The organism is Streptomyces griseorubiginosus (assembly GCF_017614965.1).
Classification (GTDB): domain Bacteria; phylum Actinomycetota; class Actinomycetes; order Streptomycetales; family Streptomycetaceae; genus Streptomyces; species Streptomyces griseorubiginosus_B.
In genome coordinates this window covers 1-13,732 of the sequence record NZ_WVUG01000240.1, presented here as the reverse complement: position 1 = coordinate 13,732, position 13,732 = coordinate 1, and the positions used below count along the sequence as shown (strand labels likewise).

15 protein-coding genes and 2 pseudogenes are annotated in these 13,732 nt (G+C 72.3%); 8 read left to right on the top strand and 9 right to left on the bottom strand.

All coding sequences use genetic code 11. The features are described from left to right. The 4 genes and pseudogenes from GRC12_RS32550 to GRC12_RS32535 form a co-directional block, all read left to right on the top strand. A pseudogene (locus GRC12_RS32550) lies at window positions 1-294 on the top strand (APC family permease); the annotation flags it as partial. A gap of 150 nt (window positions 295-444) precedes the next feature. Then, a complete protein-coding gene (locus tag GRC12_RS32545) occupies window positions 445-1,803 on the top strand; it encodes a diacylglycerol/lipid kinase family protein (RefSeq protein WP_208783162.1) in 1,359 nt (452 codons plus the stop codon). Beyond that, window positions 1,796-2,368 (top strand): phosphatase PAP2 family protein, encoded by a 573-nt coding sequence (locus GRC12_RS32540; protein WP_208783160.1) that lies wholly within the window; start codon window positions 1,796-1,798, stop codon window positions 2,366-2,368. The genes GRC12_RS32545 and GRC12_RS32540 overlap by 8 nt, the downstream gene beginning before the upstream one ends. Window positions 2,369-2,603: 235 nt before the next feature. Next, entirely contained in the window at window positions 2,604-3,422 is an 819-nt protein-coding gene (locus GRC12_RS32535; RefSeq protein WP_208783158.1) for an SAM-dependent methyltransferase, read from the top strand. Window positions 3,423-3,434: 12 nt separating this feature from the next. On the opposite strand, the gene GRC12_RS32530 is transcribed toward GRC12_RS32535, so the two are convergent. Next, window positions 3,435-4,355, bottom strand: coding sequence for a helix-turn-helix domain-containing protein (locus GRC12_RS32530; RefSeq protein ID WP_208783156.1), 921 nt, complete (start codon window positions 4,353-4,355; stop codon window positions 3,435-3,437). Window positions 4,356-4,454: 99 nt separating this feature from the next. Beyond that, a complete protein-coding gene (locus tag GRC12_RS32525; protein ID WP_133043820.1) occupies window positions 4,455-4,685 on the bottom strand; it encodes a DUF397 domain-containing protein in 231 nt (76 codons plus the stop codon). Window positions 4,686-4,883: 198 nt separating this feature from the next. Here GRC12_RS32525 and GRC12_RS32520 point away from each other — a divergent pair, with 198 nt between their 5' ends. After that, the gene (locus tag GRC12_RS32520; protein ID WP_308286689.1) at window positions 4,884-5,414 is read left to right on the top strand and encodes an ATP-binding protein; all 531 of its coding nucleotides are present in this window, start codon (window positions 4,884-4,886) and stop codon (window positions 5,412-5,414) included. Next, entirely contained in the window at window positions 5,411-5,956 is a 546-nt protein-coding gene (locus GRC12_RS32515; protein ID WP_244374115.1) for a hypothetical protein, read from the top strand. The genes GRC12_RS32520 and GRC12_RS32515 overlap by 4 nt, the downstream gene beginning before the upstream one ends. Here the strand turns inward: GRC12_RS32515 and GRC12_RS32510 are convergent. The 5 genes from GRC12_RS32510 to GRC12_RS32490 are packed head-to-tail and all read right to left on the bottom strand — an operon-like array spanning window position 5,948 to window position 11,087. Further along, window positions 5,948-6,808 (bottom strand): STM4011 family radical SAM protein, encoded by an 861-nt coding sequence (locus GRC12_RS32510; RefSeq protein ID WP_208783154.1) that lies wholly within the window; start codon window positions 6,806-6,808, stop codon window positions 5,948-5,950. The two genes, GRC12_RS32515 and GRC12_RS32510, sit on opposite strands and share 9 nt — an antisense overlap. A 10-nt stretch (window positions 6,809-6,818) precedes the next feature. Beyond that, window positions 6,819-8,156, bottom strand: coding sequence for an STM4012 family radical SAM protein (locus GRC12_RS32505; protein ID WP_208783153.1), 1,338 nt, complete (start codon window positions 8,154-8,156; stop codon window positions 6,819-6,821). After that, window positions 8,153-8,968 carry an STM4013/SEN3800 family hydrolase gene (locus tag GRC12_RS32500; RefSeq protein WP_208783165.1) on the bottom strand — a complete coding sequence of 272 codons (816 nt, stop codon included), beginning with the start codon at window positions 8,966-8,968 and terminating at the stop codon, window positions 8,153-8,155. The genes GRC12_RS32505 and GRC12_RS32500 overlap by 4 nt, the downstream gene beginning before the upstream one ends. Next, complete coding sequence (locus GRC12_RS32495; RefSeq protein WP_208783152.1) at window positions 8,965-10,116, bottom strand: STM4014 family protein; 1,152 nt, start codon at window positions 10,114-10,116, stop codon at window positions 8,965-8,967. The genes GRC12_RS32500 and GRC12_RS32495 overlap by 4 nt, the downstream gene beginning before the upstream one ends. 11 nt (window positions 10,117-10,127) lie before the next feature. Continuing rightward, entirely contained in the window at window positions 10,128-11,087 is a 960-nt protein-coding gene (locus tag GRC12_RS32490) for an STM4015 family protein (RefSeq protein ID WP_208783151.1), read from the bottom strand. Window positions 11,088-11,258: 171 nt separating this feature from the next. Here GRC12_RS32490 and GRC12_RS32485 point away from each other — a divergent pair, with 171 nt between their 5' ends. Both GRC12_RS32485 and GRC12_RS32480 read left to right on the top strand, forming a co-directional pair. Further along, window positions 11,259-11,585: a hypothetical protein gene (locus GRC12_RS32485; RefSeq protein WP_208783150.1), complete on the top strand. Its 327-nt coding sequence runs from the start codon at window positions 11,259-11,261 to the stop codon at window positions 11,583-11,585. Window positions 11,586-11,607: 22 nt separating this feature from the next. Further along, entirely contained in the window at window positions 11,608-12,660 is a 1,053-nt protein-coding gene (locus GRC12_RS32480) for a DUF6745 domain-containing protein (RefSeq protein ID WP_208783148.1), read from the top strand. 9 nt (window positions 12,661-12,669) lie between these two features. Here the strand turns inward: GRC12_RS32480 and GRC12_RS32475 are convergent, their stop codons facing one another. Continuing rightward, window positions 12,670-13,071, bottom strand: a complete 402-nt coding sequence (locus GRC12_RS32475) for an OsmC family protein (protein ID WP_208783147.1) — start codon at window positions 13,069-13,071, stop codon at window positions 12,670-12,672. Between the two features lie 36 nt (window positions 13,072-13,107). After that, window positions 13,108-13,732: pseudogene (locus GRC12_RS32470) on the bottom strand (hypothetical protein); the annotation flags it as partial.

The window sequence follows — 13,732 nt, the reverse complement described above, 5'->3', positions numbered from 1 at the left end:
CGCCCCTACAAGGCGCCCTTCCCCCTCGCCATCAGCATCGTCCTGACCGTGCTGATCCTGTTCGCGACCCTGCAGCTGATCGCTCCCGGCGCCGGCGACCACTGGTTCGGCTCGGACTACGCCCCGGACGGCTGGAGCCACGGCGAGCGCGTCAAGTACCTCCTCACGGAGGCCGTCCCCCTGGCCGCCTTCATCCTCCTCGGTGTCCTGTTCTGGGCCCTGGGCGCGCCGACCCGCGCCGCGGCGGCGGCCGCGGCGAAGTCCGACGACTTGAACGCGGGCATCACGGGGTAGACGCTCACGGTCCGCACCGCGGACCGCCGGGATGCCGGAGCCGTGGGCCGCGGTCACCATGGGGAGGAGGCTGGGCAGCACCCGGAGCACCGAGGAGACCGATGGCGTCGAGCACACGGACCATGGACCCCGGGAACTGCCCGACGCATCATGCACGCGACTCGAAGGACAGGTGAGGCGGAGCCGTGCTCGGCACGACTGCTGGCCCGGCTCTCCCTGGTGTGTGTCGCCGGTGCCGTGGCCGCCGTGGTCGCGGGCGCCGGGAAGTCGCTGATCCTGCTGCTGGGCCTGGTGGGACTCGCCCTGGCCGGGGCCGGCATCTGGTGGGCGCTGGCGCACCGCGGCATCGCCCGTTTCGTCGGCGCCCTGCTGGCGGTCGTGGCGCCGACGGCCGTTCTGGTGCTCTACGCGGTGTCGGGCCTGGGGCTGGTGGCGGTGGGGGCCGTGGCCGCCTGGACCGCCGCGCTCGCCTGCGCGCGCAGCGCGCTGCGCAGGCAGCGCAAGCCGCACGGAATGCATTCCCGCAGCGCGCGCCGACCCCGCCGCCCCGTACTGATCATGAACCCGCGCTCCGGCGGCGGAAAAGTCGGCAAGTACGGGCTGGTGGAACGGGCCGAAGCCCTCGGCGCCCGGGTGATCCTGCTCGACCTGGACACCTCTCCGGACCCGGTGGCGCTGGCCCGGCAGGCCGTCGCCGAGGGAGCCGACCTGCTGGGGGTGGCCGGCGGTGACGGCACCCAGGCCCTGGTGGCCGGTGTGGCCGCCGAACACGGCCTGCCGTTCATGGTGGTGACCGCCGGCACCCGCAACCACTTCGCACTGGACCTCGGTCTCGACCGCGACGACCCCACGCGCAGCCTGGACGCCCTCACCGACGGGGTGGAACTCCGCGTCGACCTCGGGGACGTGTCCGGCCGGCCGTTCGTCAACACGGCCTCGTTCGGCACCTACGCGCACATCGTGCAGAGCCCCGACTACCGCGAGGCCAAGGCGGCCACCGCCCTCGACCAGCTGCCGGACCTGCTGACCGGCGAGGCGAGCACCGCGCTGACGGCCCGGGCCGACGACGAGCGACTTCAGGCCCCGCAGGCGGTACTGGTCAGCAACAACCCCTACGCCCGGGCCGACCCCCTGGGAGGGGCGCGCAGGGCACGGCTCGACTCGGGCAGGCTCGGCGTGATCGCGGTCCGGGTGGAGGGCGCGGCCCAGGCCGCCGAGGTGGCGCTGCTGGGGGAGCGGGCCAGCGGCATCACGACCCTGGCGCCCCGCCGTGTGGTCGTCGAGTCCGAGGCGGAGTTCATCCCGGTGGCCGTGGACGGTGAGGCACTGACCCTGCCCACACCCGTCGTGTGCACGATACGTCCCGGCGCACTGCGGGTACGTGTGCCCAGACACCGACCGGGCGCCCCGTACGTCGCACCCTCCGTCGACTGGCGGCGTATCGTGCGCCTCGCGTTCCACCGGGCACCCGACCCACGAGAGAAGAACCAGGAGCACAGCGATGGCTGACCGCACCCCGCGGGAACACCGTGTAACGCGAGGCCTGCTGCGTGATCTCGCCGCCCTCGACCAGGCGCTGTACGAGGCCGTGACGGTCACCAGCACACCCGCGCTGGATTCCGCGCTGCGCCGGCTGTCCGCGGCGGCCGACCACTCCAAGATCTCCTTCGCCGTCGCCGGGGCCCTCGCGCTGAGCCCCGGCCGGTCGCGGCGCGCCGCCGCCCTCGGTGTCGCGGCGATCGGCGTCGCCTCGGCCACGGCCAACGTGCTCGGCAAGCGGCTCGTCCGACGGCCCCGTCCCCACCGCGCGGTGGACTCGCCGTTCCCGGGGCGGCACGTGCCGATGCCCGCGTCCGCGTCGTTCCCCTCCGGGCACACCGCCTCGGCCGTCGCCTTCGCCGCCGCGGTCGGCCCCGCGCTGCCCGTCGCGACGGTGCCGCTGGGCCTGCTCGCCGTCGCCGTGGGCTACTCGCGCGTCCACACCGGGGTGCACTACCCGGGCGACGTCATCGCCGGCGCGGTCCTGGGCACAGGAGCCGCGGCCACGGTCCTGGCCGCCGCCCGCCACCTGTAGGCCGCGACAGCGGAGGCGGGTCGTTGCGGCCGGGGGTGGTGGCGGTGTTGCGTGTCGCAGGAGTGCCTCGATGCGGTATCCCTCCACCGACCGGGGATCGTCCTCGCGCAACGGCCGGGCACAGCACTGTTACGGGCGGTTCGATCAAGTGGGTGGTTGGCTCAAGTGCGGTGTCCCTAGGATGTATTGCCTGGCGTCCGGGTGCGCCGGGTCCGGTGCGGGAGTGGGGGAGACGATGGAGTCCGGGAAGCAGTTGTCCACGAAGATCGACGCGACGGTGCCCACGGCCGCGCGCATGTACGACCACTATCTGGGCGGCAAGGACAACTACGCCGTCGACCGGGCCGCCTGCGAGGAACTCGACAAGGTGGTTCCGAGCACGCGCGCGCTGGCGCAGAACAACCGGCGCTTCCTGCAGCGGGTGGTGAGGACGCTGGCGCAGGAGTACGGCGTGCGCCAGTTCCTCGACCACGGCTCCGGTCTGCCCACGCAGGACAACGTGCACCAGGTCGCGCAGCGGGTCGATCCGCAGGCGCGGGTGGTCTACGTCGACAACGACCCGATGGTCCTGGTGCACGGCCGCGCCCTGCTGGACCAGAACGACCGCACCGCCGTCATCCAGGCGGACCTGCGCGACACCGACACGATCTTCTCCCACCCCGACACCGAGCGGCTGATCGACTTCTCGCAGCCGGTGGCCGTGCTGTTCAACTCGGTCTTCCACTGCATCCCCGACAGCGACACCGACGGGCCGATCGCCGTGGTGCGCCGGGTGGCCGAGCGGCTCGTGCCCGGCAGCTACCTGGTGATGTGCCAGCTGGTGAGCGAGGACGCCGAAGTGCGGGAGTTCGTCACGAACTTCATGGACCAGGCGACCCAGGGCCACTGGGGGCGGGTGCGGCAGGAGAAGGACGTCGCCGAGTGGTTCGAGGGGATGGACGTCCTGGAGCCGGGCCTGGTGGAGGTGTCCACCTGGCGGCCCGACAACGAGGTGGCGCCGCGTCAGCTCACCCAGGAGTGGATCGAGTTCGGCGGGGTGGGCCGCCTGCGGTAGCGGCGGCCCGGGTCACCGGGCCCCGTACCGCCCTTCGGCCGTCTCCCGCAGGAGGGTCAGGGACTCACGGGGGTTGAGGGCCTCGTCCGCCAGCCGGTCGAGGGTCACCCGGTACTCCTCCGTCTCGTCGCGGTCCTCCAGGAACGTCGCGCTCCTGATGTGCTCGAGATAGACCACGTCCGGCAGTTCGAGCCCGCCGAAGCGCAGATAGGTGACGGGGATGGCCGGTGCGGAGGCGTTCGTCACGTCCAGGGGGACGATCTGCACGGTCACGTGGGGGAGTTGTGCCATCTTGACCAGGTACTCGAGCTGTTCCCGCATCACCTCCCGGCTGCCCAGAACACGCCACAGCACCGACTCGTCGACGACCGCCCACAGCTGGGGCGGGTCCGGGCGCTGAAGCAACTCCCGTCGCCGCGTGCGCAGTTCCACCCGCCGCTCCACCTCGCGGGCCGGCGCCGAGGGCAGGCCGCGCTCCACCACGGCACGGGTGTAGGCCGGGGTCTGCAGCAGTCCGGGAACGTACTGGATCTCGAAGGTACGGATCGCCTCGGCCGCCTCCTGCAGTCCGACGAGCCGGTCGAACCACTCGGGCATCAGACGCTTGTCGAAGCGCTGCCACCAGCCCGGTTCCCCGGCGCGCCGCAGCAGCTGCAGCAGGACCGACGTCTCGTGGTCGTCTGTCCTGTACAGCTGCAGCAGCGCCCGGACATCATCCTCGGTGGGCGGCCGGCGTCCCTTGCCCGCCTCGATGCGCGACAGCTTCGCCGGGCTGAACCCCACGGCCCGAGCGGCCTGTTCCTGAGAGAGGCCGACATCCTCGCGAAAACCCGCCAGCTGCACCCCGACCAGCATCTTCAGCAGGGTAGGGGCCGGTTCGGTGCGGTCCAGATACGGTTCGAGGCGGGAGACGCGCGGTGACTCGGACGACATCCTGACTCCCGGTACGCAGACGACAACAGGGCGCATTATCGCACTGTTCTGCCTCTCGGCGCCCGTGTCGCCGGAAGTGGCGTCCGGGGGGCCGGGGGATCATACGAGGTGGTCGAACTCCCCGTCCTTCGCGCCGGCGATGAAGGCGGCCACCTCGGCCGGTGTGTAGACCAGCGCGGGCCCGTGCGGGTCGCGGGAGTTGCGTACGGCGACGCCCCCTTCGGGCAGGGCGGCGACTTCCACGCAGTTGCCCTCGGCGTTGCTGTGACGGCTCTTGATCCAGTCCACGCCCAGCGCGCTGGCCCGTACCCCGTTACGAACTGACGGCACGGCACTCTCCTTGCTCGTGTTGCGCCACATCAGCGGCCTGCCACCTCATCGGTGGTGTGCCCGCCCGCGGCGTCGGCTCCATCGTTCAACGCATGCAATTTTCCGTGAAATTGCACGAACATGCTCTCAGCGTGGATAATAACCAGGGCGTCAACCGCCCCCGCTGGCGCCCGTCCTGTCGTCCTCTCAGGAGGTGCTGTGTCGTCGCCCGCGCACCCAGCAGCCCTGTTCGGCCCGCCCGCGCGCTCGGAGGACCTCCCCCCGCTCCTCGCCGCACCTGCGCGCCGCGCTCCCCGGACCGCCGCCCTGTGCCTGTCCGGCACCGGCAGGGGAAGCGCCCAGGCCCGCGCCTTCACCGAACACACGCTCGGGCACTGGCGGTTGGACCACTGCCGTGACGACGCGCTGAGCATCGTCTCCGAACTCGTCGCCAACGCCCTCACCCACGCCCGGCCCGACCCGGCCGCCGAGCACGAGGTGTGGCTCAGGCTGACCCTGCGCACCAGTCATCTCGTCTGTGCCGTCAGCGATCCCGACAGCGCCGTACCGACGTGCCGCCCGGCCTCCGACGACCTGGACGAGAACGGCCGCGGCCTGCGCATCGTCGACGCCCTGTCCGAACACTGGGGCTGGACCCGCCGCGCCCTCGCGGGCAAGACCGTCTGGGCCATGCTGCCCACGCGGCGCCGCATCCTGGACGGGGGAGACGGCGGCAGGCCGAAGCCATGAACGCCCCCATCGGGAACGACCAGCCGCTCGCCACCCTCGGCGACGTCACACGGGTGCCATGGCGCGAGATCAAGGACACCACCGGGTCCGCAGCCGCCATCCCCTACCTGCTCGCCGCCGTTGCCTCGGGCGACGCCGGCGCCGCGCACACCGCACTGGCGGGACTGCGCAACCGCATCTGCCGCCACGGCTTCGTCGTCGACCAGGCCACCGCCGTCACCGTCCCGTTCCTGTGGGACCTGGCCCAGCGCCCCCAGGTCACCTGCCGCGCCCAGATCCTGCACCTGCTCCGCAACATCGCCGGCGCCCGCCAGTGGGAGACCACGGCCGCCGCCTACCCCAAACTGCGCCACCGCCACGGCGACCACATCGCCTGGGAGCACGCCGCCCGCCGCGCCGTCCGCGCCCACAGCGACGCCATCCCGCGACTGCTGAGCGAGGCTGACGCCGAACTGGTCGACGCAACCGAGGAACTGGCCACGGCGCTGGCCGCCCCGGAGGGCGGGAGCCCCGCCGGGTGGTCGAGCACACGCTCACCCTGACCGGAGCGGCACCGAGGCCGGGATCCGCTCCAGAACCCCGCCGGCGAAGACGTCGTACAGGGGCAGGGTCTCCAGATGCACATAGCCGATGTGGCAGTCGCACACGGCCAGCGGACACGGCCGGGGACGCAGGGCGGCGCGATAGGAGCCGTCGTAGAGATTGCCCAGTTCGGCAGGGACGAAATGGCAGCGCCGCACGGTGCCGTCGCCGTCTACCGAGATCACGGACTCACCGGTACGGCAGGGCAGGCCGGCGCTGGTGTGCGGGTGGCGGCTGTAGGGGAAGAGGGGGTCGAGCGCGGTCCACCGGTCGGCCTCGGCGTCCTGATAGGTGTGCCCCTCTGCCGCGTTGACCCACAGATAGACATGGCCGGGCAGGTCGGCCCGCAGTCGGCGGGCGGCCTCCAGATGTTCGGGCAACCCCACCACACCGACGCTGAAACGGACGCCGATGTCGGCGAGTTCACGGCACTTGGTGAGGAAGCGGTCGTACGGCGTCTGCCCGGGGTGGTAGGTGCACCACAGGGCCAGGGTGTCCGGATCGGCGTCCGCGAGCCAGTCGGTGCGGCAGCTGAGGTTGGTCTGGATGGCGACCCGGCGGATGTGCGGCAGACGCGACAGCCGCACGAGGGTCTGCCGGTACCAGGAGCGCACCAGACCCTCACCCCACGGAGTGAACAGCAGCGACAGACGATCACCGCTGCGGGCGGCTGCCCAGTCCGCGAAACGCTCCAGGGCGGCCCGGTCGGCGCGCAGTTGCGCGGTCGAATCGCGCCGCTTGGCGAACGGGCAGTAGGGGCAGTCGTAGTCACAGGAGGCGAGCGGCCCCCGGTAAAGGATCGTCAGGTCCATGGACGGCCGGTCACTTCCTCTCGTACGCGTCCATCGCGGCCCGCACGGCCGGCGAGAACAACCGCGGGCCGATCGCGTCGGAGTGGGCGAGCCCCTCCGCACTCAGACGCAGGCGCGCGGATCCGGAGTCGGCCAGCCAGCCCCGCTCGGCCAGCCCCTCGAGCTCGGCGGCGAAGTCGTCGCCGGGGGAACTCCCGAACCGGGCACGGTAGTCGGCGACCTCCAGGCCCTCCGCCTGCAACAGGGACTGCAGGAGATGCCGCCGGCGGGCCTCGCCGGCGTCCATGCGGTAGCCGACCTCGGCGTGGGCGAAGTCGGCGGCGCGGACGTAGTCGTCGATGATGCCGCGGATCTGGTGCATGCCGACCGCGTAGTCGAAGGAGTAGTGCAGCCCCCGGGTGTACGAACGCGCCCCGCACCCGAGGCCGATCATGCCGTCGGTCTGGCAGGCGTAGTCGTCGGTACCCTGCGGTGGGGCGTCCGCCCGGCGGAACATCCGCATGGACTGCTGGACGTACCCCCGCGCCAGGAGATGGTCACGGCCCGCGCGGTACAGGCGCAGCCGCTGCTCGTCCCAGGCCGGGTCGGTGCCCGACTCGCCGCGGTGGCGGTCGAGACCGGTCAGGGGACGGACGTAGAGCGGATAGAGGTACAGCTCCTCCGGGCGCCAGGCCAGGGCCGCGTCCAGGGAGTGCCGCCAACTCCGCTCGCTCTGGCCGTCGATGCCGTAGATGAGGTCGATGTTGAGGACCGGGATGCCGGCGTCCCGGACGCGGCCCAGCGCGGCCTCGACGTCGGCGCGGCGCTGCGGGCGCACGGCGGCCCGGGCCTCGGCGTCGACGAAGCTCTGCACACCCAGGCTCAGTCGGGTCGTGCCGCGCTCCGCGAGCACGGCGAGACGGTCGGCGGTGGCCGTGGCCGGCGAGGCCTCGACGGACAGCGGGATCGCCCGCAGGTCGGCGCCCATGCGCCGGTCGGCGATGTCGCACAGGCGCGCCAGTTCGGCCGCGGTCAGGAAGGTGGGCGTGCCGCCGCCGAAGGCCGCGGTGGCGAAGCGCACCTCGCCCGTGTCGCCGAGTGCCTCGCGCACCGCGTCGGCCTGCCGCTCCAGGGCGTCCAGGTAGGCACCGGTCAACCCGTCGGGCGCGCCGATGCGGGTGAACAGGTTGCAGAAGCCGCAGCGCACCTCGCAGAACGGTATGTGCAGATAGAGGGAGAGAGCGCTCCTGTCCTCGCCCGCCCACAGCGACCGCAGCGCGGGCCGGTCGGGCAGAGAGCGGTAGGCGGTCTTGTGCGGATAGGCGTACACATAGTGCTGGTAGGGACTGGTGAGCTGCGCTGTGGTCATCGGGCGGCCTCGGCGGGGTCGAGGAAGAACTGGGCGTAGGGCACGGTCCACACGGACTCGTGGCCGAGGCGGTGGCCGGTGTAGCCGTCGTCGCCGTAGGCGGTGCCGTGGTCGGAGCAGACGATCGCGAAACAGCGGCGCCGGGAGCTCGCGGCGGCGAAGAGCCGGCCGATGTGCCGGTCGACGTACTCCAGCGCGGCGGCGTGCGTGGCGCGGCTGTCCCCGGCCTCGCGGGTCGCGCCGGGCAGATGGAACCAGTTCGGCTGGTGCAGGGCGGAGACGTTCACGAAGAGGAACAGCCGCTGCTCCGCGGGGAGTCGGGAAACGATCCGCTCGGCTCGGGCGACCTGGTTCTCGAAGGACTGGGGCGAGGTGACGCCGAAGCCGGTCTCCCAGTGGGACTCGTCGAAGAGTCCGGGCAGCACCGAGCCGAGCGGGCCCTGCTTGTTGAAGAAGCCGACGCCCCCGATGCACACGGTGTGATAGCCCGCCTTGGCCAGCCCGGACACCAGGTCGGGAGTGTCGTAGACGAAGGTGCCGTCGGCGGTGGTCTCGCTGCCGGCGAAGCTCGCCGCGAACAGCCGCGGATGCGGCCCCGGCGCGGCCGGCGTCGGCAGGAAACCCGCGAAGATCGCCTGATGGGAGGCGTAGGTGAAACTGCCAGGTGCGTGGCGCTTCTCCCAGGCGCCGCCCGGAAGGTGACGGGCCAGGTTGGGGATGCGGCCCTCGGCCGCCAGCTCGACGGCCACGTCGTGGCGGAGGGTGTCGAGGGTGACGAGAAGGAGGTCGTCGCGGCCGACGATCTCGTTCATGTCTGGCTCGGACATGCGCTGTTCCTGTTCTGTACGGGCGGTACGGGCCGGGTGTGGATGAGCAGGGCGGCCGCCACCTGCGCGGCATAGGTGTCCAGTCCCTCGGCGCCGCTGCCGGGCAGACCGGTCAGCCGGGGCAGCAGATCGCCGAAGGCGTTGACCTCGCCGACGAAGGCTCTGCGCCACCCGACGGCCGGCAGCAGATCGACGCCGACGCACAGCGTGCGCGGAAAACAGGCCGCCGCCCGCTCGCAGACCTCCAGCACGCCCGCCCAACGGCCCCCCGACGCCTCCACGGCCTCGCGGGCTGCCCCCAGGTCGCCCCGGCTGCCACCGAGGTGGAGGTTGGTCAGCGGTGTGCGACTGGTGCGGACCACCGCGTGGGTGGCCCGGCCGGCGACCACGACCACCCTCAGATCCGCCGCGCGTCCCCGCAGGGAGGCCTTGGGCACCCAGCGCTCGAGATGCAGGCCCTCGGGCGCCAGCGCGTCGACGACGGTGGCGATGTCCCGCTCGTGCTCGTAGCGCCGCACCTTGAGGGAGTTGTACAGACGGCCGTCCGCGGCGAGCTCCACCGAGGTCGTCGCCCGGATCCGACCGCCCCCGCCCGCCTCCACGGCCAGAACACCGGAAGCGGACGACCCATGAGCGGGCTTGACGAACAGCCGCGGCATACGGTGCTCCCGCATCAGCGTCCGCACATCGTCCCAGCCCCGCACCGCCGAGCCCTCCGCCCCCGACGTCGGCGAGAACGGCACCGGAACCCCCGCCGCATCCAGTACGGCGTGACAACGGCGCTTGTCGAACAGCACCGCGAGCTCGTCGGGGCAGTCCAGCCGGACACCACCGCGCAGCGACCGCAGGGCGGCGATCAACCCCGCGTACCAACGCGCCGACCCCTCCACCCGAGTGGGATCCGGCACTCCCCGCAACAGACGGTCGACCTCGGGATCCTCGCCGGGAGAGTCGACGCGCACGATCTCGTCCGCGTCGAAGTCCGCTCCCCCCTCGCGCAGGACGTCCGCCCACGGCACCAGCCGCGGCCCGGGCAGACCGGCCGCGCGCACCGCGTCGGCGAAGAGGGAGACCCGCCGGTTGCCCGGGTTCCCGACCACGGCGAAACGCGGAAGAGCCGCTGCTCGGCTCACCGAGCGGGCACTCACTCGCCCACGGCGACATAGCGCCAGACCGTGCCGTCGTCCTCGGTGTCCTCGTCCGCGTCACCGCGGTCGAGATCGACCTCCACGCCCGCCGACTCCAGCGTCCGGCGGATCCGCTCCACGAAGGGCTCGCTCAGGTAGTGATGGTGGAGGTCGAGCTTCTTGAGGTGGGTGAGCGGCTGTCCGCCGAGCAGCGCGCCGGCGCCCTCGTCGGTCAGTACGCCCATGGACAGGTCCAGCACTTCCAGGCGGGCGACGACGGGAGCGGCGGCGACGGCCGCGGCCACCGCGTCCTGCATCTCGCTGTTGCGCAGGGCCAGATGACGCAGACGCGGCAACCGCGCGCCGGACAGGATGCCCTCCAGGTCGCCGACCTCGCTGTCACCGCCGTAGTCGGGAGTGCCGAGCCACAGGTCCAGGTGCTCCAGCGCGGGCAGATCACTGGCGCCGACACCGCGCACCACCGCGGCGGGCAACCCGCCCGTCTCCACGACGAGCCGGCGCAGCGAACCGTGGCTCAGGGCGGTGAACCCCAGCCCCGATCCACCCCGCACACCGAACTCCTCCAGCGCCGGAAAACCCGTCAACAGCCCGCTGACGTCGGTCTGGTTGATCCAGGAGATCTCGCACTCCTCCATCACCATGTCCCCGAGGAACAGCGCGCGCAGCGCGGGGAAGCGGTCCCGCGCCCCGAGCAGGGCGGCGATCACCGGGGAGGGGTCCGTGTCGTACGCCTCCTCCCAGGCGCCCACGATCAGGGCCCGCACCCGGGTGGTGTCGACGGCGGCACAGAAACGGGCGAAGGCGTCGGCCCAGTCCTCGTCGGCGTCGTACACGTCCGCCGTGACCCGCCAGGCCACCGAGTCCGCCTCGGGCAGGCCGTCCGTCGGCGCGGCGGGGCCGGGAAAGGTGTGCGCGGGCAGCCGGTACAACGCGTCGAGATGCTCGTGGATGGTCATTCGGCTGCTCCTGAGGAGAAAGAGTGCGCGGGATGTGATGTCGGAAGTTCTACCAACAGCCACTGACAACCCCCCTCGGCGGGGCGGGATTCGGGGGCGTTGTCAGTGGCGGCCCCTACGGTCTTGGTCATGAGGCCGGTGCGTGGTGCACCCGGCGGTGAGGGGAGAGCCGTGTTCAGGCAAGGAGACGTGCTGATCGTGCCGGTGACGGAGGAAGCGGTCCCGGCGCATGTGGCCCACGCGCCCAGGGAGCGACGGGACGGGCGGGGCCGCCTCGTGCTGGCGCTGGGCGAGGTCACCGGACACGCCCACGCGGTCGTGGGTCCGGGCGAACTGGTGCGGGAGCCGGGGCCGTTCGGCCCGCTGCTGCTGCACCTTCCCCAGGGCGGCCGGGTGGTGCACGAGGAACACGCCGCGATCGCGCTGCCCCAGGGCTGGTACCGGGTGATCAGACAGCGGGAGTACGTGCCCGGGTCCGTCCGCGTCGTTGCCGACTGAACAGCACAGAGGAGCACAGCACATGACCAGCACGGACACCGAAGAGCGCCTGACCCGGGCGAGCACCGGCCACGACCTGTCCACGTGGCGCGCGTACGCCTCCACGACCGCTCCCGCCGACCGCGTGAGCGCCGAGCACGGCATCCGGCGGGCCTATCGAGAGGCGGGACTGCCGGAACCGGAGCGGGTGGTGTGGGCCGACTCCCCGCGCGCGGCCGTGACACTGATACGACAGCTCACCGACCGGGGCCCCAGCGTACGCGAGGCGCTGCGCACCGCTCCCTGGGCGCTGGAGAGACGTCGGCTGCACGCCGAACTCGGCGCCGAGGGCTGGGCCGCGCACTGGGCGGCGACCGGCGCACGCCTGTGGGCCTCCACCCAGCCCCTCGTCGACCGGATCGGCACCGGCGTCCTGGAGGACCTCGTGGGCCGCGACACCGGCAAGGAAGCGGCCGAGGTCCGCCTGCTCCTGCTGGACGCCGTGCTCGGCCAGCACGACGCCCCCTGGCTCGCCGCGTTCCCGACACACGACGGCCCGCTCGGCGCCCTGGCCGAGGTGTGCCGCAGCGCGGGCTGGTGGTGGCCCTTCGCTCGCGTCGCCGTGGCGTCGGAACGGCCCGTGGCCCTGCACCGCGACGAGGCGGGCCGCCTCGACAACGGCGACGGCCCGGCCCTCGCCTACCCCGACGGCTTCGCCCTGCACGCCTGGCGCGGCATGCCCGTACCGCCCACGTTCATAGCCGAACTGCCCACCCTGACACCGGAACGCATCCGCGCCGAGGAGAACGCCGAGCTGCGCCGGGTGATGCTGGAGTACTACGGCTACGACCGCTACCTCGCCGATTCCGGGGCCCGCCCGGTGCACCGGGACGAGACCGGAACCCTCTGGCGCATAGAACTGCCCGACGACGAGCCGGTGGTGATGGTCGAGGTGCTCAACTCCACCCCGGAACCCGACGGCACCCGGCGCACCTACTGGCTGCGCGTACCGCCGACGACGCGGACGGCCAGGGCGGGCGTCGCGTGGACGTTCGGCCTGGAGGCAGACGTCTACGCGCCCGTGCGGGAGACGTGAGGGAGCCGGTCACCGGTCGGCGCTACGGGTGACGCGAGCGCCGGCACGGATCGCCTTGGGGATCTCGGCGACGGCGTCCACGTGCTCGATCAGCCGGTCCAGGTCGGCGCGGGGTGCGGCCGAGTCGAGCGTGACCGCATAGCTGATCCCCGTGGACGCCCAACTACCGGTGTCGAAACCGCCGGTCGCGCTGACGCGCACACCGTCCAGACCGATCCCCATACCCTCGGCCTCGCGGTACAGGTCGTTCAGCACGCACCCGGCGGCAGCCAGATGCAGCAGATGCGCCCCGGTGAAGTCGGCCTCGACGCTGACCCCTTCCGGCGTCCAGCGATGCGGAAAGCGGATCGAGTCCCCGCTCTCGGAACGCAGGGTGCCGGCACCGACCACGACGCCGAATCCGTCAGCCATGGGAGAATTCAAGCAGAACCCGGGCCGCCTTTGGACTCAGTTGCGGCTGCGGTGCAGTTCGGAGGGGGCGCCCGCGGACTGGGCACCCTCGTCGGCGAGGGCGATGGTGTCGTCATCGGTGAGACGGACGACGTAGACATGCCCCCTCTCGCACAGCAGGGTGCCGGCCGACCGGTCGGTGGGGTGGCTGGTGACCGCCTCGAAAGTGGCCGTTGTGCCCTGGACACCGCGCAGTTCGAGGGCTTCCGTGCAGCCGACCTCGCGTCCGGTGCCGGCCTCGGTGACGTTGCTGACCTGTTTGCCGGCGAGGTCTCCGCGGGCCGCCGTGTGAAGGGTCAGGGTGACCTTGAACGAGGTGGTACGAGGCTGGAGTTGCCCGTCGGCGTCCGGGGTGCCGGGCCCGGAACCGGTCCACACGCCCGTCCATGTCGCCGGCAGACGCTCGGAGGCGGTGGAAACGGTGGGCGACACCGACGAGCCACCGTTCCCGCCCGTGCCACCGGACCCGTTGTTCGTATCGCCGAACGCGTTCAGCAGCACGGCGGTCAGTGCCGCGGCGGCAGCGACGGCGACGGCACCGATGATCCACGGTCTGCGCCTGCGGGACGTGGTGCCCCGTTCGTCGGGCGCCGGGGTGTACGGAGGGAACCCGACGGGGGTG

Bases quoted from the DNA above. Each gene is read 5' to 3' on its own strand.
- GRC12_RS32545 (WP_208783162.1), top strand. From the start codon at position 445: ATGCACGCGACTCGAAGGACAGGTGAGGCGGAGCCGTGCTCGGCACGA.
- GRC12_RS32490 (WP_208783151.1), bottom strand. From the start codon at position 11,087: ATGACCATCCACGAGCATCTCGACGCGTTGTACCGGCTGCCCGCGCAC.
- GRC12_RS32475 (WP_208783147.1), bottom strand. From the start codon at position 13,071: ATGGCTGACGGATTCGGCGTCGTGGTCGGTGCCGGCACCCTGCGTTCC.
- GRC12_RS32500 (WP_208783165.1), bottom strand. From the start codon at position 8,968: ATGAACGAGATCGTCGGCCGCGACGACCTCCTTCTCGTCACCCTCGAC.
- GRC12_RS32530 (WP_208783156.1), bottom strand. From the start codon at position 4,355: ATGTCGTCCGAGTCACCGCGCGTCTCCCGCCTCGAACCGTATCTGGAC.
- GRC12_RS32515 (WP_244374115.1), top strand. From the start codon at position 5,411: ATGAACGCCCCCATCGGGAACGACCAGCCGCTCGCCACCCTCGGCGAC.
- GRC12_RS32510 (WP_208783154.1), bottom strand. From the start codon at position 6,808: ATGGACCTGACGATCCTTTACCGGGGGCCGCTCGCCTCCTGTGACTAC.
- GRC12_RS32540 (WP_208783160.1), top strand. From the start codon at position 1,796: ATGGCTGACCGCACCCCGCGGGAACACCGTGTAACGCGAGGCCTGCTG.
- GRC12_RS32505 (WP_208783153.1), bottom strand. From the start codon at position 8,156: ATGACCACAGCGCAGCTCACCAGTCCCTACCAGCACTATGTGTACGCC.
- GRC12_RS32480 (WP_208783148.1), top strand. From the start codon at position 11,608: ATGACCAGCACGGACACCGAAGAGCGCCTGACCCGGGCGAGCACCGGC.
- GRC12_RS32535 (WP_208783158.1), top strand. From the start codon at position 2,604: ATGGAGTCCGGGAAGCAGTTGTCCACGAAGATCGACGCGACGGTGCCC.